Here is a 22,792-nt window from a genome sequence, read left to right on the forward strand (position 1 = left end):
GTGGAAAAGACTGCAAATCAACGGGAAATTGCGAAAGTTGAGAATGGCGATAGCCCGCAGACACGCCAAAAATAATGGGCGATGCGCTGTAGCCAAGTTGGGGTGTGCACAGCACGCAAGAAGCGGAGCCTGCACAAACCAGGTGCGGATTTTGATCACTGCGTCAGCCCAAAATGGCGACGCCCTAAGCCTATCTCCCAAGGCTTAGGGCGTTCGAGCGACAGTCAAACTGAGTACGCCTGCGCGCAGTGCCCCGGATTTACACCCAGTAGCACGCGAGGAGGTAGCAGTACGCGAGGAGGCCGAGCACAACCCAAGTTCAGGTGACAAACGCCTTGTAGCCGATCACCTACAAAGCGGAGGCTTGGCCTCCGTGGGCTAACATATACCGATTCAACTCCACCATACCGGTCCAGCGATTTTCGCACCACAGCGGAGCCAACAGGGTTGGGCGACGAGCACTGGCGGAAATTCGGTGATAGACAATATCGGCGGGTGTATGACGAATCATTTCTCCGGCGGTAACCACATAGTCTTCCAGAGCCAGTTCCGGCAAACGCCCTGCTCGCCAGGCTTTAGCCATAGTGCTGCCTTCCACGATATGAAGCGGATGCAGTTTTAGTCCATCCACGCCGGTATCCACAACTTGTTGCAGAGTTTGCAGGCATTGCGCTTGATTTTCGCCGGGCAAGCCAACGATCAAATGGCAACACACTTTCAGACCGCGCGCGCTGGCACGGCGAGCCGTTTGTTGGTAGCTGGCGAAATCATGGCCTCGGTTAATACGTTTGAGGGTTTTATCATTGGCAGTTTGTAGCCCCAGCTCCAGCCAGACTTCGTAACCTTGCCGATGATAACCACTCAGCAGGTCTAATACCGCATCCGGTACGCAGTCTGGCCGGGTTCCCACACAAACGCCAACGATATCCGCTTCGGCTAAAGCCTGTTGGTACATGGCTGCCAACGCATTAACTTCGGCATAAGTGCTGGTATAAGCCTGAAAATAAGCCAGATAGCGATTAGCTCGGTTAACTTTCTTCGCCTGCGCTTCCAGTTGCTCGCTAATGGTTCGTAGCTGCATTTGTTCGTCAGCAAACGAAGCCACCTGGCAAAATGTGCAACCACCACGCCCCAGAGTACCGTCCCTATTCGGGCAGCTAAAACCGCCGTGGAGCGTGAGTTTATGGATTTTTTCACCATAGCGGCGCTGTAAATCCGCACCAAACATATTGACTAATTGCTGCAACTGCATAATCTGGAGGATGCCTGTCGTAAAAGTCGCTTAGCCTAACTGGTCAGGGTGTTCCGTGCGATGACAGAGATCAACTCCCACTCCCTCGGGTGCAACTTCGCATAACCATTCACTATAAATGCAAATAAAATCATTTAGCTACCGATTAATTTTTCTAATCTCGGCAAACACCTTACCGCATCTATTACAAATTGATGAAAAATAGTTTTAAATGTCACAAAATCATTAAATCACAGAATATCACTCTGACATCCCCACCAGCACTAGCATGGTGCAGAGATTTGACGATTGCACTATAGTGAGACAGCTCACACTTCTACTGCCCATCAACGACTCTTTCACCGGGTCAAAAATGCATAAATTATTTTTAATATCATATAGATAAATCATTTTTTGTGATCTGGATATATCTTAGGCCTATATTTGACCTCGGTATTCTTTCTCGCTAAGTTGGAAGTCCGCTGGAAGCTTTCTAGACGGGCAAACGTCTAGTCATAATTATGCAGTTATTTAAGACTCCCTCTTAAAACAAGTCATATACCACTTGTGAGACCATCACGAGAGGTCATTGACGGAGGGCGGAAAAGCAGATTTGCCGCGCCAGGCGCGCCTGTCAGCCCACCCGTCACCGTGAATTGTCCCTCGCAGTCGGTTGTGAGAGTCACGCAGAGCCTGGGGAGGTTCACTGATATGTTGTACGATAAATCCCAAGAGAAGGACAATTGCGGTTTTGGTCTCATCGCCCACATAGAAGGCGAACCAAGCCACAAGGTCGTGCGTACTGCAATACACGCGCTGGCCCGTATGCAACACCGTGGTGCTATTCTCGCTGATGGTAAAACTGGCGATGGCTGCGGTTTACTCTTACAAAAACCGGATCGTTTTTTCCGCATGGTCGCCGAAGAGCGCGGCTGGCGTTTGGCAAAAAATTACGCCGTTGGCATGATATTCCTTAGCCAAAACGATGAACTGGCTAACGCAAGCCGCCGCATCGTTGAAGAAGAGCTACAAAACGAAACCCTTTCCGTGGTGGGCTGGCGCGAAGTGCCGACCAACCCTGATGTTCTTGGTGAAATCGCCCTTTCCTCTCTGCCGCGTATCGAACAGATTTTTGTTAACGCTCCGGCCGGATGGCGCCCGCGCGATATGGAGCGCCGCCTGTTTGTCGCGCGTCGCCGTATCGAAAAACGCATCTCAGATTTAGATTTCTACGTTTGTAGCTTCTCCAATCTGGTGACGATCTATAAAGGCCTGTGTATGCCTGCGGATCTGCCACGTTTTTATCTGGATCTGGCAGATTTACGCCTCGAATCGGCCATTTGCCTGTTCCATCAGCGTTTTTCCACTAATACCGTGCCGCGCTGGCCGCTGGCTCAGCCGTTCCGCTATCTGGCGCACAACGGTGAAATCAATACTATTGCCGGTAACCGTCAGTGGGCGCGCGCTCGTGCCTATAAATTTAAAACACCGCTGATTCCCGATTTGCAGGACGCAGCGCCTTTCGTCAACGAAACCGGTTCAGACTCCAGCTCGCTGGATAATATGCTGGAATTGTTCCTCAGCGGCGGGATGGATCTGATCCGCGCTATGCGTTTGCTGGTACCACCGGCTTGGCAGAATAACCCGGATATGGATACCGACCTGCGTGCCTTCTTCGACTTTAACTCCATGCATATGGAGCCGTGGGATGGCCCAGCGGGTATCGTGATGTCTGACGGGCGCTACGCCGCCTGTAACCTCGACCGTAACGGTCTACGTCCGGCGCGCTACGTGATTACCAAAGACAAGCTGATTACCTGCGCTTCCGAAGTAGGGATCTGGGATTACCAGCCCGATGAAGTGGTAGAGAAAGGCCGCGTTGGCCCCGGCGAACTGATGGTGATCGACACTCGCAGCGGCAAGATCCTGCATTCAGCCGAAACCGATAACGATCTGAAAAGCCGCCATCCGTACAAAGAATGGATGGAAAAAAACGTTAAGCGCCTGGTGCCATTTGAGGACCTGCCGGAAGATCAGGTCGGAAGCCGCGAGCTGGATGATACTCAGCTCGAAACCTATCAAAAGCAATTCGGTTATACCAACGAAGAACTGGATCAAATCATCCGCGTATTGGGTGAAAACGGTCAGGAAGCGACAGGCTCAATGGGCGATGACACCCCATTTGCCGTGCTTTCCAGCGGCCCGCGCATTATTTATGACTATTTCCGCCAGCAGTTTGCGCAGGTTACCAACCCGCCTATCGATCCGCTGCGAGAAGCTCACGTGATGTCACTGGCGACCAGTATCGGCCGTGAAATGAACGTATTCTGCGAGGCCGAAGGTCAGGCGCACCGTTTGAGCTTTAAATCCCCGATTTTGCTGTATTCGGATTTCCAGCAGCTCACTACGCTGGAAGGCGAGTATTATCGCGCCGATCGGCTGGATCTGACGTTTGATCCGAGCCAGCAAGATCTGCAACAGCGCGTTTTATCACTGTGCGACGAAGCCGAGCGTAAAGTTCGCGATGGTGCCGTAATGCTGGTGCTCTCCGACCGCTCGATTTCCCAAACCCGTCTACCGGTGCCCGCACCAATGGCCGTGGGTGCGATTCAGACTCGATTAGTAGAAAAAAACCTGCGCTGCGATGCCAACATCATTGTTGAAACCGCCAGCGCCCGCGATCCGCATCACTTCGCCGTATTACTCGGCTTTGGTGCTACCGCTATCTATCCTTATTTAGCTTATGAATCATTGGCTAAATTGGTCGACACACAGGCTATAGATAAAAAGTACCGCGATGTGATGCTCAACTATCGCAACGGTATCAACAAAGGCTTGTATAAGATCATGTCCAAAATGGGCATCTCGACGATTGCGTCTTATCGCTGCGCCAAGTTGTTTGAAGCCGTAGGCCTGCACAAAGAGCTGTCTGAACTGTGTTTCCAGGGTGTGGTTAGCCGTATCGGAGGCGCTAACTTCAGCGATTTCCAGCAAGATCTGCAAAATCTCTCCAAACGAGCCTGGCTCAAGCGTAAGCCGTTGGATCAAGGCGGTTTACTCAAATTTGTCCATAATGGCGAATACCACGCGTATAACCCGGATGTGGTCAATACGTTGCAGAAAGCCGTTCACAGCGGTGAATACAGCGATTACGAAGCTTACTCAAAACTGGTTAACGAACGTCCAGTGGCTACGCTGCGCGATCTCTTGGCAATCAAGCCGCAAGGTACGCCGATCCCAGTAGATCAAGTGGAACCAGCAGAATCTCTCTTTACCCGTTTCGATACGGCGGCAATGTCTATCGGCGCGCTCAGTCCGGAAGCCCACGAATCATTGGCTATCGCTATGAATAGTTTGGGTGGATTCTCCAACTCCGGTGAAGGTGGCGAAGATCCGGTGCGCTATGGCACCAACAAAGTCTCGCGAATCAAACAGGTAGCATCTGGTCGTTTTGGTGTCACTCCGGCCTATCTGGTTAACGCCGATGTTATTCAGATCAAAGTAGCCCAAGGGGCAAAACCGGGCGAAGGCGGCCAGTTACCGGGTGATAAAGTTACGCCCTACATCGCTAAACTGCGCTATTCCGTACCCGGTGTGACGCTCATTTCGCCACCGCCGCACCACGATATTTACTCCATCGAAGATTTAGCACAGCTGATTTTCGATTTGAAACAGGTCAATCCGAAGGCAATGATTTCGGTGAAACTGGTTTCCGAGCCGGGAGTCGGCACTATCGCCACCGGCGTGGCCAAAGCCTATGCCGATTTAATTACCATCGCCGGTTACGACGGCGGCACTGGTGCCAGCCCGCTTTCATCAGTTAAGTACGCCGGTTGCCCGTGGGAACTGGGTCTGGTGGAAACGCAACAGGCACTGGTTGCTAACGGTCTGCGTCATAAAATCCGTTTACAGGTGGACGGCGGCCTGAAGACCGGCGTTGATATTGTCAAAGCCGCGATTCTGGGTGCAGAAAGCTTCGGTTTCGGCACGGGGCCTATGGTGGCTTTAGGCTGTAAATACCTACGTATTTGTCATCTGAATAACTGCGCCACCGGTGTAGCAACTCAGGACGAAAAACTGCGTCGCGATCACTACCACGGCCTGCCGGAGCGCGTAGTCAATTACTTCCAGTTTATCGCCAGAGAAACTCGCCAGATCATGGCCGAACTGGGCGTAAGCCAACTGGTTGATTTGATTGGTCGTACCGATATGTTGATCGAGTTGGATGGCATTTCCGCCAAGCAGAACAAGCTGGACTTGTCATCCTTGCTGGCCACAGCCAAACCGCATCCAGGCAAAGCGCTGTACTGTACCGAAAACAATCCCCCGTTCGATAAAGGCTCACTGAACAAAGCGTTGCTGGAACAGGCTGAACCGCATATTGAAGCCAAACAAAGCAAAACTTTCTACTTTGATATTCGCAACACCGATCGCTCGGTTGGTGCCGCACTGTCAGGGGCGATCGCCGCGAAGCATGGAGATCAAGGGCTGGCGACCGATCCGATCAAAGCGCATTTCTCCGGTACCGCCGGGCAGAGCTTTGGCGTATGGAATGCCGGCGGCGTTGAATTAACGCTAACCGGTGATGCCAACGACTACGTCGGCAAAGGCATGGCCGGCGGTCGCATTGCGGTTCGTCCTCCGGTAGGCTCGGCTTTCCGTAGCCATGAAGCCAGCATTGTCGGTAATACCTGTCTGTATGGCGCAACCGGCGGTAAGCTCTTCGCCGCAGGTCGCGCTGGTGAACGTTTCGCCGTGCGCAACTCCGGCGCTATCACCGTAGTTGAAGGTATCGGCGATAACGGCTGTGAATATATGACCGGCGGCATCGTCTGCGTGCTCGGTCGCACCGGTATCAACTTCGGTGCCGGTATGACCGGTGGATTCGCCTATGTATTGGACGAAGACGGCGAGTTCCGTAAACGCGTTAACCCTGAGTTGGTAGAAGTATTGGATGTCGATGAACTGGCTATCCATGAGGAACATCTGCGCGGGCTAATCACTGAACACGTTCAGTTGACCGGGTCCAGCCGTGGCGAGGAAATCCTGGCTAACTGGCCGGATTGGGTTAGTAAATTCGCCTTGGTGAAACCAAAATCCAGCGATGTGAAAGCACTGCTGGGCCACCGTAGCCGTTCCGCAGCTGAGCTGCGGGTTCAAGCGCAGTAAGGGGTTAAAATGAGTCAGAATGTTTATCAATTTATCGACTTACAGCGCGTTGATCCGCCGAAAAAACCGCTGAAGATCCGTAAAATAGAATTTGTAGAGATTTACGAACCGTTCTCGGAAACCCAGGCAAAAGCACAGGCAGACCGCTGCTTATCCTGCGGTAATCCTTACTGTGAATGGAAATGTCCGGTACATAACTACATCCCAAATTGGCTGAAACTGGCCAACGAAGGACGCATTATGGAAGCCGCGGATTTGGCACATCAGACCAATAGTCTCCCGGAAGTCTGCGGGCGGGTTTGTCCGCAAGATCGTCTATGCGAAGGTTCCTGTACGCTAAACGACGAGTTCGGTGCGGTGACCATCGGTAATATCGAACGTTATATCAGCGATAAAGCCATAGAAATGGGCTGGAAGCCGGATATGTCACACGTCCATCCAACCGGTAAGCGCGTGGCTATCATCGGCGCAGGTCCTGCCGGGCTAGCCTGTGCTGATGTGTTGACCCGCAACGGCGTACAAGCGGTAGTTTTCGATCGTCATCCTGAAATCGGCGGTCTGCTGACCTTTGGTATTCCAGCCTTCAAGCTGGAAAAAGAAGTGATGATCAAACGGCGCAAGATCTTCTCCGAAATGGGCATTGAGTTTCGACTGAATACCGAAATCGGCAAAGACGTGGCGATGGAAACTCTGCTTAACGATTACGATGCGGTATTCCTCGGCGTGGGAACTTATCAGTCGATGCGCGGCGGATTAGAAAACGAAGGGGCAGCCGGCGTCTACGATGCGCTGCCGTTCCTGATTGCCAATACCAAGCAACTCATGGGTTACGCGGCAACCTCGGACGAACCTTACGTGAATATGGAAGGTAAACGCGTGGTGGTTCTGGGCGGAGGAGATACCGCAATGGACTGCGTGCGCACCTCAATCCGTCAGGGCGCAACGCACGTTACCTGCGCCTATCGCCGTGATGAAGTGAACATGCCGGGTTCCAAACGAGAAGTAAAAAATGCTCGTGAGGAAGGCGTCGAATTCAAATTCAATCTGCAACCGCTCAGTATTGAAGTAAACGATGCGGGTAAAGTTTGCGGCGTGAAAATGGTTCGCACCCAATTGGGTGCACCGGATGCGCAAGGCCGCCGTCAGGCTGAACATATTGCCGGTTCTGAGCACATTTTGGATGCCGATGCGGTGGTGACTGCCTTCGGTTTCCGTCCACATAATATGGAATGGTTAGCCGCTCACGCTGTCAATCTGGATAAACAGGGGCGTGTAGTCGCGCCAGAAAGCGCCGATAACGCCTTCCAGACCAGCAACCCAAAAATCTTTGCCGGCGGCGATATTGTCCGAGGCTCAGACTTGGTGGTCACCGCTATTGCCGAAGGCCGTAAAGCAGCCGAAGGGATTATGGGGTATCTGGAAGTCTGAATTTGCCAGTAGGTAGGCAGAAATACACTAAAAGGGCTGATATTCAGCCCTTTGTTATTTCACTCTCATATAAATGGCGAGCCATCATTTGTGGGTAACCATATATCAAATTGAAGTCTTCAATCAGCTCACCGAATCAGGTAACTAATCCTTGGGAAAAATGATTTTACCCTGATCGTCTGAAGGGCTGACTTTCTCAGAGATATGTAGAATTTCGGTCCTTTTACCCGGAATCGGTAATAAACTAAGTGAACCATTGAAAATACCTGAGAAATAGGCCTTACCACCAATCATACGCTCACCGATATTCACTCTATCTTCTGCTAATAACTCTATTTCACGATTATCTGAACCTTGAATACGCTCAAATGTCATTTCTTTTGCCTTAACAATCGCATGTTCTGCAAAATTGAGCTCACCTAATGTTATGTTTTCTTTTGCTGTCATCTTAATATTTGTAGCATTCACCGAGGCATCACTCCTGGTTTTGGTAATACTTTTTCCAGCACTCATAATGACCTTCTGTCTAGCACTTAGGCCGTTGGTAGAGATATCGCCAGACATACTAGCCAGATAAACATTGCCTCCAGAAATAGAACCTTCTGTGACTAAATTATCGACTGGTGCTAAATTTATTGTTCCGTTGGCCTCAAGAGCAGTGGCATTTAACTTACCAAAAGTCTTCATGGTAATATCTTGCTCAGCTCTAATATCTTTAACAAGCAGTGGATTTCTGGAACCACTACGATATTTAACCGAGTTGATGCCGCTGTCAGCGTTTGCTACAAAACCGCTAGATGCAGAATTTACAACACCTTTTAAGGTATCGGTTTTATTGAAATGGTTCTCTAAATAATAATCACCTCCTTTCGTCATTTCATTACCTACAGTGATAGTTTTCGCTATAATTTCTGCCCCTGCGTTACTGCTTTGTACTACGCTACCCTCGCTATTTAATACAACATCTTTTGCATTGATCATGCTTTTAATATTAGTTGAAATACCCGAATTAAGATCAATAGTCCCATTAGGGCTATTCAAACTTCCCGCCAAATGCTCAACACTCTCGCCAATCAATTTAATTCGACCATTATTACTTTCTACGACACCAGCATTAATCACATTTCTATTTACCACGGAATACCGCGCATATGGCGCTTCCGGTATTAATCTAATATTTGAGAATGCGTGCCTTTTATCTTGATTATTCCAAGATGTTGTATCAACTTTTACCGACATGCCACTATCTCCAACTGATAGTGTCATGTCATCGCCAGCAGCCAATAACACTTCATTTCCTGAATCAATAACGCCTTCATTACCAACAGCAGCTCCCATCATCACAACATTATCTTTCGCTGTGATTTTTCCCAGGTTAACAACCAAGCCACCACGAGCGTCCCCAGAAAATGCGATATTTCCACCAGGTGTAGCCATAAAATTATCATTAGTGGAATTCAAGCTAGACAGAACCAAGCTACCTACATCAATTTTGGCACCGTCGGTAATGGTAACGCCGCGCGGATTAACGACGAAAACCTGTCCGTTAGACAATAAATTACCTTGAATGTAAGTTTCAAATTGTTCGTGAACCCGATTTAAAACAGCGGAATTAGTATTAGGTTGTTCAAACTTAACGGTTTCACCTGGTGCTATACCGAAGTTAGTCCAATCAATTACCGCTCTGTCACTATTCTGCGTAATAATAGTAGTATTCTCAGGGCTTTTTTCACCAATAATTGCATTACCCGCAGTGACTTCCCCAACGCCTAATGCATAAACTTGGCCACTTAATATAAAGCTAATACAAACGGCTAGAGGTTTGGCTATTCTATTACTTTTCATGATAACTCCTTTATATGCAGCAATATCTATCCCTGATTAGAGATAGCCCCGCGAAATAATCGCGTAAGATGTTTATATAAAAATAAATGTCAACTCAGATGATAATTAAAAATAAATAACACAACCAATTTATTCATAAAAATATGATTTAAGTGAAAACATGGTTATTATGAAATTATTATTAGAAATTAATCGAACCGGTTAACCACCATCGGCCACGATCGGTAGCGCCAAGTAAATTATCTACTGCGCCAGCCCGTCTGGCATAAGTAATATCAATGTTTCCTCGATCGTGCTGATAAGTCAGCCCTGCTCCATAACCTTGTAATAAAACATGATTAGATTGACCGATTCCTTTATTTGCCAGTAAAGAGCCTTGGGCGTAATCATAGAAAGCATGAGTACTGATTCCAGGATATAACGTAGTTAGATCCAGGCGTAATGCTGGGGATAGGGAAAAACCTCGGTCTACGCTAATCGTATTCACATCATAAGCCCGGACAATCGATGGACCACCTAGCGCCATTTTTTCCACGCCGTCCATATTCTGATGACTAAATTGCCCGGAGGCACGCAGACTAGCGCCAAAATAATCGTTGAGTCGCTGTAATCCCATACCCTGGGCTTCCCACTTCCAAAATTCCCCACGGTTAGGATTATCTTGCTGCGCATCCCTTAACTTTCCACGAGTTAATCCTGCACGATAGTTAAAAATATTAGGTTGTCCAAACCATCGGTGACGAAAGTCCCCATTGAGACTCAAACTTATAGAGTCTTGCTCACGGTGAGAAATGAAGGTCAATATTTTATCCCTCATCCACTTATAATCCCCCTGTACACCCAGAGATAAATTATTGCCCGCAGTACGGATAACCGGCCAAGAGCTATAAATCGAGAGCACATCAGCATTACTGTCGATAAAACCGGTAAATCTTCCCCCCGGCTGCGACTCAACCCGACTATAAGAAATACCGCCCCGTGCGCCTTGATAACCTAAGGGTAAATCATAGGCAATATTGCCCAGGATAGTTTTGGCATCATTGGAATCTTTATTTTGCAGGAACTGAGGAACATAGAGCACCATTCCCTGTAAGCGATCCGCCGATCCTGTTGGGTTATTAATGGTCATTCGAGCAAAAGTCCGGATGCGGCCGGAATAACGCCCCCCATGATTATCCATCATCAAACGTCCGCTAATCACTGGCTCTGATGCCACGCTCACGCTCAGCTGCGAGCTCCCTACCTGTTCACCCGGTGATAATATTGAAGTTAATGGCCCGATTCCTGGCTGATCCCCTAAGCGCAGCAGCGCGCTTTCCATTTGACTAATATCTTCAGGTTGCTTATTCCCTGCCTGTAGGAATTTATTTATCAAACTATCGCGCACGTTAGATTGATTGTTGTGTAGATGAATTTTCTCTAACTGCCCTTGCACCACCTGAATATAAACATGACCTTCAGTAATATCTTGTTCTGGCAAATAAGCAAAACTAAGAAGGTCGCCACTTTTGCGCATTATCCTTTCTATTTCCAATGGAATAGCCTGTAGCTGGGATAAGCTCATATTCTGATTCTGTCGCGCGGCTAATAGCGTATTTACTTGTTCCCGATAGCGCTCCGGTAAAGATTTCACACCTAGCGTTGCCACTCGCAGCATTTGCCCCGTGTCGCTTTTCGAATTGGATTTTTCGCGTTGGTCAATGACTGGTTTCTGCTGCACCCTCGTTGTTTCTTGGGACAATAGTTGTTCATTATCTTGTAAAATAGCCGCGCTACCTGTAACGACTCCTGATAAAGACGGGGTATTTGCCCAACTTTTCTGATTCAAACCTAATAACACGAAATAAAATAAAAAGTAATGAATAGAGTGAGTAATAAATCTATTATTTTCGCGCATGGGAGAATATCCAGTCATATTATAAGTTCCTTTTAAATGCGCATTATCACTCCTTGCATTCCAATTAATGACATTGATAGATATTAATCATATAAATATCCATACTAGATCATCAAAGTTAACAATGGATGCTTTGCGTTTTAATATTTAAATAAATAATATCATTTCAACGTAGCCACATCATTAACTCACTACTTAATGACAATTTCAATTAATTAACCGCAGCAAGCTTTAATTAAGAATATTCTGCACTAAAATATTTACTATATAAATATAAGCAATGAAACACAATGTAATACATATAAATAAAATTTGTATCATGAAATTAAACATGGGTTTTTGTTATGTATTTAAAAATAATTACCAGCATGATTCGGATGGGAAATAAAAATTAATAATATTATCAAATGAATAGGGTAGAAAAATAAAAAAATTGTAACAATCAAGTCAACTATATTCATCGCGATCTATACATAAATAGCTATAATGACTGACTTATCTTCGTGTAAGCGCAGATATTGGCACAGGTTAGCTATTGAACAAATAAATTATTTTAATTTGTTATAGTTACAACCCGTTATTTTGATCAAGGATATCGATGATGAAAACCCCTTTGCTATTACTCGCCGGTGGTTTACTGGTCACCAGTTTCAGTTCTCTGGCTATGTCACTGAATTATCAGGAAGTAGGCTACAACATTGAAGCACGAGGAGCCAAAGCGGTAGTAGCAGAACTGGCTAAATCCGGGCAACTGTCGGCGGTAGAAAATAATATCAAGCTGGGTGATGATAACTGGATTGCGATGGCGCCGAAGCTAGTAGAAGGTGGGAATCAGAAATTTGCGCAAGGCGTTAAATCAGCACTGTCTTCAGCCCTGATTTATAATCCAGCGGCGGTCTTGAAGGCCGTAGGCGATAGCCATTCGTTAACTTTGTCCGACGTCTGTACTGCTCCGACTGATGCAACAGATAGCACCGCCAAAATCAACTTCAAACAACGGGCTTCCAGAACTCTATCGACTATCAGAAATAGCGATATGATGACCACGCGGGATAGTTGCATCGCCGAATTGCAGAAGCTGTCTTAACGATCGGCTTTTGAGCCAGAAACAACAAGGGCGGCCTAAGCCGCCCTATAATAATACGCAGAACACTCGGATTATTATTTCACAACCCGTAATGCAGGCCGTCCACCCCGTGGAGGCTGCGGAGGCTCATCATCCGGTTTGCTGCTGTCCAGCTTTGCCTGAGTCTCATCGGTGACCAGCACCAGGCTTTCGCTCGGCGCGTTTTCTTCGTTCTGGTCATCCATCTCGGCAAAATAACCTTCTGCGTCGGCATCATAAGCCGCTTCAGGTTCAAACATCGTACCCGCGCCGTTTTCTCTGGCATAAATAGCCAGAACTGCGCCCATAGGTACAACAACCTGACGAGGTACACCGCCAAAACGGGCATTGAAACGGACATCTTCATTACCCAGTTCCAGATTACCCACCGCCCGCGGCGCGACATTCAATACAATTTGACCATCACGGGCAAATTCCATTGGAACCTCTACGTCGGGCAGCGTCACATCTACCACTAGATGCGGTGTAAGCTCGTTATCAATCAGCCAATCATAAAATGCGCGCAGCAGGTAAGGACGGCGCGGAGACATATCTGACATCTCCATAACCATTAACCTTGAATGCGCAAACGCATTTCGCGCTCAGGTTCAGTCAGCGAGGCCAGGAATGCATCACGTTCGAACACGCGAGTCATGTAGCCTTTCAATTCTTTTGAACCAGCGCCGCTCAGCTCAATACCCAGTTCAGGTAAACGCCACAGCAGCGGTGCCAGGTAACAGTCAACCAAGCTAAATTCTTCGCTCATGAAATAAGGCGTCTGACCAAAGATTGGAGCAATGGCCAACAGCTCTTCGCGCAGCTGGCGACGGGCTGATTCTGCTTCCTGACCGGTTTTTTGCTCGATTTTGTACATCAGTGAATACCAGTTTTTCTCGATACGCAGCATCATCAAACGGCTTTCACCACGGGCAACCGGATACACAGGCATTAATGGAGGATGCGGGAAGCGCTCATCAAGGTATTCCATGATGATACGGGATTCATACAGAGTCAGCTCGCGATCGACCAGCGTAGGTACCGTTTGGTACGGGTTGAGGTCAATCAGGTCCTGCGGCAGGTTATCCATCTCAACCTGCTCAATCTCAACGCTGACACCTTTCTCCGCCAGTACGATACGTACTTGATGGCTAAAAATGTCGGTCGGGCCAGAGAACAGCGTCATTACCGAACGTTTGTTGGCAGCGACAGCCATGAAAACCTCCAAGTTTATCTAGAAAACAGTGCGAATAGCCAACACAACGGTTGCTATCCTGAGTAGTTTTACCGCCAGTTCACTGTCTCGACCAATACGCCGTTAATAAGCCTTGGTCGAGATAATCATTCAGCCAGGGAGATAAACGGACGTCAGCAGCTCGGCGAACAGGCACAAAAGTGTGTGATAGTTTACCAGATTTTGCTTGTTTTGTGGGGATGGTGCAGTGATTTCATGGTGATTTGTCTGACGACTCGCAGTTTAGACCGCATAATCGCAGCCCCCAATAGGGATTACTCGAATTTTAGGCATAAAAAAACCCGGTGAGGCACCGGGTTTTTAGCATTAATATGATGCCGTAAAGGCAAAAAATTAACGTTTGGAGAACTGTGGACGACGACGTGCTTTACGCAGACCCACTTTCTTACGCTCAACTTCACGCGCATCACGCGTTACGAAGCCAGCTTTACGCAGTTCACCACGCAGAGACTCGTCATACTCCATCAGTGCACGGGTGATACCGTGACGGATAGCGCCAGCCTGACCAGAAATACCACCACCTTTAACAGTGATGTACAGGTCAAACTTACCAACCATATCTAACAGTACCAGAGGCTGCATAACGACCATGCGGCCAGTCTCGCGACCGAAGTACTGTTCGATGCTACGTTGGTTAATAACGATGTTACCGCTACCCGGCTTAATAAAGACGCGTGCGGAAGAACTTTTGCGGCGACCAGTGCCGTAGTATTGATTTTCAGCCATTGCCATAATCCCGATTAAATGTCCAGAACTTGCGGTTGCTGTGCCGCATGGGTGTGCTCAGTGCCCGCGTAAACTTTCAGTTTACGGAACATTGCACGACCCAGCGGGCCCTTCGGCAGCATGCCTTTAACCGCGATTTCAATCACACGCTCAGGACGGCGGGCAATCATCTCTTCAAAGGTCGCTTGTTTGATACCACCGATGTGACCGGTGTGATGGTAATAAATCTTGTCTGTACGCTTGTTGCCGGTTACAGCAACTTTATCTGCGTTCAGAACGATGATGTAATCACCAGTATCAACGTGCGGGGTGTATTCCGCTTTATGCTTGCCGCGCAGGCGACGAGCCAGTTCAGTAGCGAGGCGACCTAAGGTCTTACCGTTCGCGTCAACAACATACCAGTCGCGTTTTACGGTTTCTGGTTTAGCTGTGAAAGTTTTCATTAAAAGCTTACCCAATTATAAGTTACACGTTGGTGAACACCCAAACGCTCAAATCAACAGTTGAGGCTCACACGACCATCAAGTCCAGCAAACCTACCCCTTCGAATAGCCTATGCTGGCACTATAAAGTTTTTGGGAAAAAAACTTTATTGTAACGTGGGGTCGCAAGATTATAGAGAAGTCGGTTGCAAAGATCGAACTGTTTTTGGCGTGAGAAGCATAAAATTACAGGTGTTCAATCGGGCGATCAACGATCGCCCTGGCGCAGAATAGCATGTTTAACCAGCAATGTGCGAGCAACGACGTCAATATACTGCAACCTGACGTTTTACGGCAGATGAGGCAGTTTAAGGTACTCTTCGCTCTGCATCTCTTGTAGGCGCGATAAACAGCGTTGATACTCGAATTTTAAGCGCTCCCCCTGATAAATTTCAAACATCGATGCTTCTGCAGAGATAATTAACTTCACTCGACGTTCGTAAAACTCATCAACCAACGCTAAAAACCGGCGTGCGGCATTTTCTTCCTTTGCCGTCATCAGGCGCAAATTGTGAAGTAATACCGTGTGATACTCGCGGGACAGCGCTATGTAATCCAACTGACTGCGAGCTTCTTCACATAATGTATGGAAATCTACCGCCAGCACGCCATCAGCAGCGCTAATAGCTGCCAGCGGGCGATGATTAATCTCCAAAACCGGCTTTTCTTCCCCCACTTTCCCCGCCAGTTTAATAAACATCTGACGCATATTTTGTTCGGTTTGCGGGTTTAACGGCGTGAGATACAAGTGTGCCTGCGTGAGTGTCCGTAACCGATAATCAATACCGGCATCGACGTTCATCACTTCGCAATATTCTTTAATCAGGGCAATAGCGGGAATGAAGCGCGCTCGCTGTAAACCGTTTTGATAGAGATTGTCCGGCGGTATGTTAGAGGTGGCAATCAACGTGATACCGCGAGCAAACAGAGCCTGCAGCAGCGTAGCCAGCAGCATGGCGTCGGTGATATCCGAAACAAAGAATTCATCAAAGCACAACACATCGGTTTGAGCTTTAAATCCGTCGGCAATTATTTCCAGCGGATTTTCATGGCCTTGCAGTTCGGCCAATTCCTGATGAACCCGCAGCATAAAGCGATGAAAATGCAGCCGAAGCTTACGATCGCCGGGCAAACTGTGGAAAAACAGATCCATTAGCCAGGTTTTTCCGCGCCCAACGCCGCCCCACATATATAACCCCTGTACTGGGGGAGTGACCGCTAAAGCGTGGTTTCTTCCTAATAAACGACTCAGGCGACCACGCAGACCCAGCGTGGGTGTCGGCCGATTTGCCCGCTCACACAAAGCCAAATAAATCTGTTCCAGTTGCTCAACCGCTTGACGCTGAACCTCGTCGGGCTGATATTCTCCAGCGGCTAAAGCCTGCTGATAACGTGCTGTAGGTGTACTAGGTTGCATGTTTTTCAACAATCCCTGATAAAATATTTATCTGTTTTTCGCTGCGCTTTTATGCTGATTTATCTGGTAATCGACGCATTTAACGACGGTAATGCCATCGGAAAAAGTATGATAACCATAGGCAAAGTTGCATCAGGATTCCACTCTGACAAGGTTAACGGTTATAGTGGGTATTATTAGTGAAAAAGCCCTACCGAACAATGAAGTCAAAAAAGGAGTCATTATGACCTGGGAGTATGCGCTTATTGGATTAGTTGTTGGTATCGCCATCGGTGCGGTAGCCATGCGCTTTGGCAATCGTAAATTGCGTCAGCAGCAAGTGCTGCAAAACGAACTGGAAAAGAGCAAATCCGATCTGGAAGAATATCGTCAGGAGTTGGTTGGTCATTTCGCCCGCAGTGCGGAATTGCTGGACAATATGGCTCGTGACTATCGTCAGCTGTATCAGCACATGGCGAAAAGCTCGAATAACCTGCTGCCTGATTTACCAATGCAGGACAACCCGTTCCGCTACCGTTTGACCGAATCCGAAGCGGATAACGATCAGGCACCGGTAAAAATGCCGCCGCGCGATTATTCCGAAGGGGCGTCCGGTTTGCTGCGTCCTGAACATCAAACCCGCGATTAATCTGACCTATCAATATGTTGTCCAGATAGCGCACTCCCCCGCGCTATCTGGTTATCTTTAATTTACCCTTCTTTTACAGTTCTATACTTACCACTCCTTGAATCACCGACCCCCGATCCCTATATGATGGAATATCACGTGGTCGCTTCTGGCGGTAATCGCAGTAGCTTTTTGAAATAAGTGAATTTTTTACCGGTCCAACGGTCTTAGCTTTCAGTGGGCCTATGCCGCAATATCACTAATTCATTCACCGTTAGGTATTGAGAGAGTTTAATCCAATGAAAAAAAAGTCATTACTTCTTAGTGCACTAGCTATAAGCGTTGGCCTTAGCCTTGCCGCTGCACCGGCGGTTACCGCAGCCCCCTTGCCAATGGCCGTCGCCGGACAACCTTTGCCAAGCCTTGCACCAATGTTAGAAAAAGTCCTGCCAGCGGTAGTCAGTGTCCATGTGACCGGCACTCAAGCGCAGCAACAGCGTTTACCGGAAGAGTTTAAATTCTTCTTCGGCCCGAATGCGCCGATGAGCAAAGAAAGCATCCGACCGTTTGAAGGCCTGGGCTCAGGCGTGATTATTAACGCCGAGAAAGGCTATGTGCTGACTAATAATCACGTTATCAATAATGCAGATAAAATCCGCGTTCAGTTGAATGATGGCCGTGAATATGATGCCAAACTGCTGGGGCGCGATGAGCAAACCGATATTGCTCTGTTACAGATTACGGATGCCAAAAACCTGAAAGCGATTCCTATCGCAGATTCAGACAATCTGCGAGTTGGTGATTTCGCCGTTGCGGTCGGTAACCCATTCGGTTTAGGCCAGACTGCAACATCCGGTATTATTTCCGCTCTGGGCCGCAGTGGCCTGAATCTGGAAGGGCTGGAAAACTTTATTCAAACCGATGCTTCTATCAACCGGGGTAATTCCGGCGGCGCGCTGGTTAACCTGAACGGCGAACTTATCGGGATTAACACGGCCATTCTGGCTCCGGGCGGCGGTAACATCGGGATCGGCTTTGCCATTCCGAGCAATATGGCGCAAAACCTAAGCCAGCAACTGATTGAGTTTGGTGAAGTCAAACGCGGCGTTTTAGGTATTAAAGGCAGTGAAATGACCGCCGACATGGCCAAAGCCTTTAATATCGACGCGCAGCGTGGCGCATTCGTCAGCGAAGTTATGCCGAAATCTGCTGCGGCGAAAGCCGGTATTAAAGCCGGTGACGTATTGGTTTCTGTGGATGGCAAGCCAATTAACAGCTTCGCCGAGCTTCGCGCTAAAGTCGGAACGACCGGGCCGGGTAAAACCATCAAAGTTGGCTTACTGCGCGGCGGCAAACCGCTGGAAGTCTCGGTAACGCTGGAAAACAGCAACCCGACCTCCACCAGCGCCGAAACCCTGTCTTCATCATTACAGGGTGCGTCTTTGAGCAACACCGAAATTAAAGGCGTAGGCAAAGGCGTTAAAGTCGATAACGTCGCTAAAGGTTCCCCAGCTGCACAGGCCGGGTTACAGAAAGATGATGTGATCATCGGTATCAACCGTCAGCAAACTAAAGATATCAGCGAGTTACGGAAAGCGCTGGCAACTAAACCTGCGGTGATGGCGTTGAATATCATCCGCGGCAACGAAACCATTTATCTATTATTACGTTAATTTGTAGAAAAATCGGACACAGCACAATGCTGTGTCCGGTTAACTCATGCTATTCTGCCATCACCTATCTTTCATGCCTTAAACCTCATGTTTATTAAGCTATTGCGATCCACCATTATTGGGCTGATTGTTGCCGGTATATTACTGGCTGCGCTGCCCGTTTTGCGTTCGCCCGGTTACCTGTTCGCCGGAAAAGCAGAGAGCACAGATAGTGAAGTTCCCGTTAGCTACAACCTTGGGGTGCGCAGAGCCGCGCCTGCGGTAGTCAATGTGTACAACCGCAGCATGGGTGCCACCGCTCAGGACGGTCTGGCCATTCGCACTCTGGGTTCTGGCGTGATCATGAGTGACAAGGGCTATATTCTTACCAACAAGCACGTGGTGAATAACGCTGAGCAGATTATTGTGGCTCTGCAAGATGGGCGCGTGTCCGAAGCCTTGCTGGTTGGCTCCGACAATATGACCGATCTGGCCGTGCTAAAAATCGATGCGGGCAATTTGCCGGTTATACCGATTAATAACCACAGAATCCCACATGTTGGCGATGTGGTTCTTGCCATAGGTAACCCTTATAACCTAGGGCAAACAATTACTCAGGGCATTATCAGCGCGACTGGACGCATAGGTTTAAGCTCATCCGGTCGACAAAACTTCCTGCAAACTGATGCATCGATCAATCAGGGAAACTCGGGGGGCGCGCTGGTCAACTCTCTCGGCGAATTGGTGGGAATTAATACGTTATCTTTCGATAAAAGTAACAATGGCGAAACGCCGGAAGGCATTGGCTTCGCAATTCCTACCGTTTTAGCCACTAAAGTAATGGAAAAACTGATTCGCGATGGGCGAGTCATTCGTGGCTTTATCGGCATTACCGGCGGCGATTATCCGCCGTTCCACGCCAATACCCGCAATGCTTCCTCTAATCTGGAGCGCATTCACGGTATTAAAGTGAATCAGGTTTCGCCTAACGGCCCAGCGGCGGCGGCAAATATGCAGGTCGGTGATATTATCCTTAGTGTGAATAACAAACCGGCAATCTCTGCAGTAGAAACCATGGATCAGGTAGCCGAAGTCCGTCCTGGCACCACTATTCCCGTGGTTATTCTGCGCAATGGCGAACAAATCACCCTGAACTTAACTATCAGTGAATATCCAGACAGCTGATGGGATGAAATAATCTGAGTTACAGGCAAAAAAAGCCGGTCAGTTGAGAAACCTGACCGGCTTTTTTATATCTGGGTTCGGTTAAATCTGGCATGACTACATACCTGCCAGATTAAATCTCAGTTAGCTAAGCCGCAGCAAAGCTTACTCCCCTTGCACTCGTTCGATGTTGGCACCCAACGCACGCAGTTTGTCTTCAATACGCTCGTATCCGCGATCGATGTGATAGATACGGTCAACGATAGTTACGCCATCAGCGATACAACCCGCCAATACCAAGCTGGCTGAAGCCCGCAGGTCTGTTGCCATAACCTGCGCGCCAGAGAGCTGTTTAACGCCATGGCAAATCACGGTGTTGCTTTCTATTTCTGCACGAGCGCCCATACGAATCAATTCAGGAACGTGCATAAAGCGGTTTTCGAAGATAGTTTCGGTAATCACGCCAGTACCTTCGGCAACCAGATTCAGCAGGCTGAACTGCGCTTGCATATCCGTCGGGAAACCTGGATGCGGCGAGGTACGCAAAGTCACGGCCTTAGGACGTTCACCGTGCATATCCAGACTAATCCAGTCCTCACCTACTTCAATATCCGCGCCGGCTTCACGCAGTTTCGCCAATACCGCATCCAGAGTATCCGGACGGGTTTTGCGACACACAACTTTACCGCCAGAAATCGCCGCAGCCACCAGGAAAGTACCGGTTTCGATACGATCCGGCAGTACGCGATAAACGCCGCCGCCCAAACGCGCCACGCCTTCGATTGTGATGCGGTCAGTGCCTGCGCCGGTAATTTTTGCACCCAACGTGTTCAGGAAGTTCGCAGTATCGACGATTTCCGGTTCGCGGGCTGCGTTTTCAATAATCGTGGTGCCTTCAGCCAGTGTCGCCGCACTCATAATGGTGACGGTCGCGCCAACGCTGACCTTATCCATAACGATGTGAGCGCCTTTCAGGCGACCGTCAACGGAGGCTTTAACGTAGCCTTCTTCCAGTTTGATTTCAGCGCCAAGCTGTTCCAAACCAGAGATATGCAGGTCAACCGGACGAGCACCGATAGCGCAGCCGCCTGGTAAAGAAACCTGACCGCGACCAAAACGCGCAACCAAAGGCCCTAACGCCCAAATGGAGGCGCGCATGGTTTTCACCAGATCGTAAGGCGCGCAGAATACATCAACCCCGCTGGCATCAACAAAAATCGAGCCATTACGCTCAATTTTAGTACCCAGTTGGCTCAGTAATTTAATAGTGGTATCGATGTCCTTCAGATGAGGAACATTCTGTAATTCCACCGGTTCTTCGGCCAACAACGCGGCAAACATAATTGGCAGGGCAGCGTTTTTAGCGCCGGAAATAGTGACTTCACCACTTAGGCGAGTCCGCCCCTGCACACGAAATTTCTCCATTTGACTACTCTCTGTTGTCAGATTCGATGTCGCTGTTCGCCGTAGCCAACAGCATTAAAAGCCGTTAAGTTTGCGATCCCGCTGCCACTCTTGAGGCGTATAAGCTTTGATCGATAAAGCATGAATGCGGTTATCAGCGATGTATTCCATCAAAGGCGCATACACAGCCTGCTGTTTCTTCACGCGGCTCATATCGGCAAATAACTCACCGACAGCAATCACCTGAAAATGACTACCGTCGCCGGTCACGTGTGCTTCCTGTAGTGCCAATGCGTTCATCAGCACATCTTTAATTTCGTTGGTATCCATAATATTCATTCTATTTTCAGAGGATCATAATCAGTCAAACATAGTAGATGAATACGGCGAGCTCTTAAACTAAAGAAAAGCCCCTGTGTCGTAAGTTACGTACAGGGGCCAGAATGCCGTTATGCTCAACTAAGGTCGTGCGACGCGCTAAGTTGCCGCCGTGACTGGAATTATTTCCTGTAAGTTGTATAACGTAATCAGCGTCGCCAAACGATCGCTGACGCCTGAAATTTTCAGCTCGACGCCTCGCTGATGCAACGCTTCACGTAAATGAACCAGCAACGCCAAACCTGAAGAGTCAACACGCTGTAACTGCGCCACATTCAGGCAAGTTTTATCCGCCAGCAAAGCGTTCCGCTGCTGCCACAGTGGCAGCAAGGTTTCACGATCCAGATCCCCAATCAGCCACAGCGTGCTGCCTTGGGATTCCCAGCGAAGCTCATCTGCCATAATTATTTTTGATCCAACGTAATAGGCTGTTTGGCGGCGATTAACAATTGCTTAGTCAAACCGTCTACACCCTGAGTGCGCAAAATCGATGCCCATTCATTCTGCTTGGTGCTGATCATGCTGACGCCTTCCGCAATCATGTCAAAGGCTTGCCAGTGACCAGTTTGACTATTTTTACGCCATTGGAAATCCAAACGCACCGGAGGTCGTCCATTGGGGTCCAAAATGGTGACGCGGATAGCGATAATATTAGCATCACCCAGCGGGTGTTCTGGCGCAATTTGGTAAGTTTGACCGTGATATAAAGCCAATGCCTGGCCGTAGGCCTGTTCCAGATATTGGCCAAAAGCGTTGAAATAGGCTTCGCGCTGAGCTGGCGTGGCGCTTTTGTAATAAGTGCCTAGCACTAAGGCTCCGGCGTATTTAATCTGCACGAACGGCATCAGTTCTTCATGAACGATGGTGCGCAGATAATCTGGATTCTGCTTAATTTTAGGCTGTTCGTTTTTCAGACGAGTGAAAGTTTTTTGCGCTGCATCGTCCATCAGACGATAAGGGTTGGTTTGATCCACGGCATTTGCCAACGGTGCCACCACCAACAGTGCGACCATTAATAAACGTTTAAACATTCAA

The 22,792-nt window shown here is 48.5% G+C and carries 18 protein-coding genes; 6 read left to right on the forward strand and 12 right to left on the reverse strand.

The window, feature by feature from the left end; all coding sequences use genetic code 11:
• Positions 1–349: 349 nt before the first annotated feature.
• Positions 350–1,252 carry a tRNA modification radical SAM protein MnmL/YtqA gene (mnmL, locus tag PL78_RS10420; RefSeq protein ID WP_064515326.1) on the reverse strand — a complete coding sequence of 301 codons (903 nt, stop codon included), beginning with the start codon at positions 1,250–1,252 and terminating at the stop codon, positions 350–352.
• Between the two features lie 690 nt (positions 1,253–1,942).
• On the opposite strand from mnmL, the gene gltB reads away from it, so the two are divergent.
• Both gltB and PL78_RS10430 read left to right on the forward strand, forming a co-directional pair.
• On the forward strand, positions 1,943–6,400 hold the full coding sequence (gltB, locus tag PL78_RS10425) for a glutamate synthase large subunit (protein WP_064515327.1): 4,458 nt from the start codon (positions 1,943–1,945) through the stop codon (positions 6,398–6,400).
• A gap of 9 nt (positions 6,401–6,409) precedes the next feature.
• The gene (locus PL78_RS10430) at positions 6,410–7,828 is read left to right on the forward strand and encodes a glutamate synthase small subunit (protein ID WP_064515329.1); all 1,419 of its coding nucleotides are present in this window, start codon (positions 6,410–6,412) and stop codon (positions 7,826–7,828) included.
• 144 nt (positions 7,829–7,972) lie between these two features.
• Here PL78_RS10430 and PL78_RS10435 read toward each other — a convergent pair whose 3' ends face one another.
• The gene (locus tag PL78_RS10435; RefSeq protein ID WP_064515330.1) at positions 7,973–9,673 is read right to left on the reverse strand and encodes a two-partner secretion domain-containing protein; all 1,701 of its coding nucleotides are present in this window, start codon (positions 9,671–9,673) and stop codon (positions 7,973–7,975) included.
• A 181-nt stretch (positions 9,674–9,854) separates the two neighbouring features.
• The gene (locus PL78_RS10440) at positions 9,855–11,393 is read right to left on the reverse strand and encodes a ShlB/FhaC/HecB family hemolysin secretion/activation protein (protein WP_158513761.1); all 1,539 of its coding nucleotides are present in this window, start codon (positions 11,391–11,393) and stop codon (positions 9,855–9,857) included.
• Between the two features lie 778 nt (positions 11,394–12,171).
• Between PL78_RS10440 and PL78_RS10445 the strand changes: the two genes are divergently transcribed.
• Positions 12,172–12,657 (forward strand): hypothetical protein, encoded by a 486-nt coding sequence (locus tag PL78_RS10445; RefSeq protein WP_064515334.1) that lies wholly within the window; start codon positions 12,172–12,174, stop codon positions 12,655–12,657.
• A gap of 74 nt (positions 12,658–12,731) precedes the next feature.
• On the opposite strand, the gene sspB is transcribed toward PL78_RS10445, so the two are convergent.
• The 5 genes from sspB to zapE form a co-directional block, all read right to left on the reverse strand.
• On the reverse strand, positions 12,732–13,241 hold the full coding sequence (gene sspB / locus PL78_RS10450) for a ClpXP protease specificity-enhancing factor (RefSeq protein ID WP_064515336.1): 510 nt from the start codon (positions 13,239–13,241) through the stop codon (positions 12,732–12,734).
• A gap of 5 nt (positions 13,242–13,246) precedes the next feature.
• On the reverse strand, positions 13,247–13,888 hold the full coding sequence (sspA, locus tag PL78_RS10455; RefSeq protein WP_049597875.1) for a stringent starvation protein SspA: 642 nt from the start codon (positions 13,886–13,888) through the stop codon (positions 13,247–13,249).
• A 372-nt stretch (positions 13,889–14,260) separates the two neighbouring features.
• On the reverse strand, positions 14,261–14,653 hold the full coding sequence (gene rpsI / locus PL78_RS10460) for a 30S ribosomal protein S9 (protein WP_038241165.1): 393 nt from the start codon (positions 14,651–14,653) through the stop codon (positions 14,261–14,263).
• A gap of 14 nt (positions 14,654–14,667) precedes the next feature.
• Positions 14,668–15,096: a 50S ribosomal protein L13 gene (rplM, locus tag PL78_RS10465; protein WP_049597880.1), complete on the reverse strand. Its 429-nt coding sequence runs from the start codon at positions 15,094–15,096 to the stop codon at positions 14,668–14,670.
• Between the two features lie 328 nt (positions 15,097–15,424).
• The gene (zapE, locus tag PL78_RS10470; protein WP_064515338.1) at positions 15,425–16,552 is read right to left on the reverse strand and encodes a cell division protein ZapE; all 1,128 of its coding nucleotides are present in this window, start codon (positions 16,550–16,552) and stop codon (positions 15,425–15,427) included.
• A 223-nt stretch (positions 16,553–16,775) separates the two neighbouring features.
• Here zapE and zapG point away from each other — a divergent pair, with 223 nt between their 5' ends.
• The 3 genes from zapG to degS all read left to right on the forward strand — a co-directional run bounded on the left by zapG (position 16,776) and on the right by degS (position 19,996).
• Positions 16,776–17,180, forward strand: a complete 405-nt coding sequence (zapG, locus tag PL78_RS10475; protein ID WP_049597883.1) for a Z-ring associated protein ZapG — start codon at positions 16,776–16,778, stop codon at positions 17,178–17,180.
• A gap of 278 nt (positions 17,181–17,458) precedes the next feature.
• Positions 17,459–18,832 (forward strand): serine endoprotease DegQ, encoded by a 1,374-nt coding sequence (degQ, locus tag PL78_RS10480; RefSeq protein ID WP_064515340.1) that lies wholly within the window; start codon positions 17,459–17,461, stop codon positions 18,830–18,832.
• Between the two features lie 87 nt (positions 18,833–18,919).
• A complete protein-coding gene (gene degS, locus PL78_RS10485; protein WP_064515342.1) occupies positions 18,920–19,996 on the forward strand; it encodes an outer membrane-stress sensor serine endopeptidase DegS in 1,077 nt (358 codons plus the stop codon).
• A gap of 144 nt (positions 19,997–20,140) precedes the next feature.
• On the opposite strand, the gene murA is transcribed toward degS, so the two are convergent.
• The 4 genes from murA to mlaC form a co-directional block, all read right to left on the reverse strand.
• Complete coding sequence (gene murA / locus PL78_RS10490) at positions 20,141–21,400, reverse strand: UDP-N-acetylglucosamine 1-carboxyvinyltransferase (RefSeq protein WP_064515344.1); 1,260 nt, start codon at positions 21,398–21,400, stop codon at positions 20,141–20,143.
• 54 nt (positions 21,401–21,454) lie between these two features.
• On the reverse strand, positions 21,455–21,709 hold the full coding sequence (gene ibaG, locus PL78_RS10495) for a BolA family iron metabolism protein IbaG (RefSeq protein ID WP_025381593.1): 255 nt from the start codon (positions 21,707–21,709) through the stop codon (positions 21,455–21,457).
• 147 nt (positions 21,710–21,856) lie between these two features.
• Positions 21,857–22,159, reverse strand: a complete 303-nt coding sequence (gene mlaB / locus PL78_RS10500) for a lipid asymmetry maintenance protein MlaB (RefSeq protein ID WP_064515346.1) — start codon at positions 22,157–22,159, stop codon at positions 21,857–21,859.
• Positions 22,160–22,161: 2 nt separating this feature from the next.
• Positions 22,162–22,788: a phospholipid-binding protein MlaC gene (gene mlaC / locus PL78_RS10505; RefSeq protein WP_064515348.1), complete on the reverse strand. Its 627-nt coding sequence runs from the start codon at positions 22,786–22,788 to the stop codon at positions 22,162–22,164.
• Positions 22,789–22,792 lie beyond the last annotated feature (4 nt).

The organism is Yersinia entomophaga (genome assembly GCF_001656035.1).
Classification (GTDB): domain Bacteria; phylum Pseudomonadota; class Gammaproteobacteria; order Enterobacterales; family Enterobacteriaceae; genus Yersinia; species Yersinia entomophaga.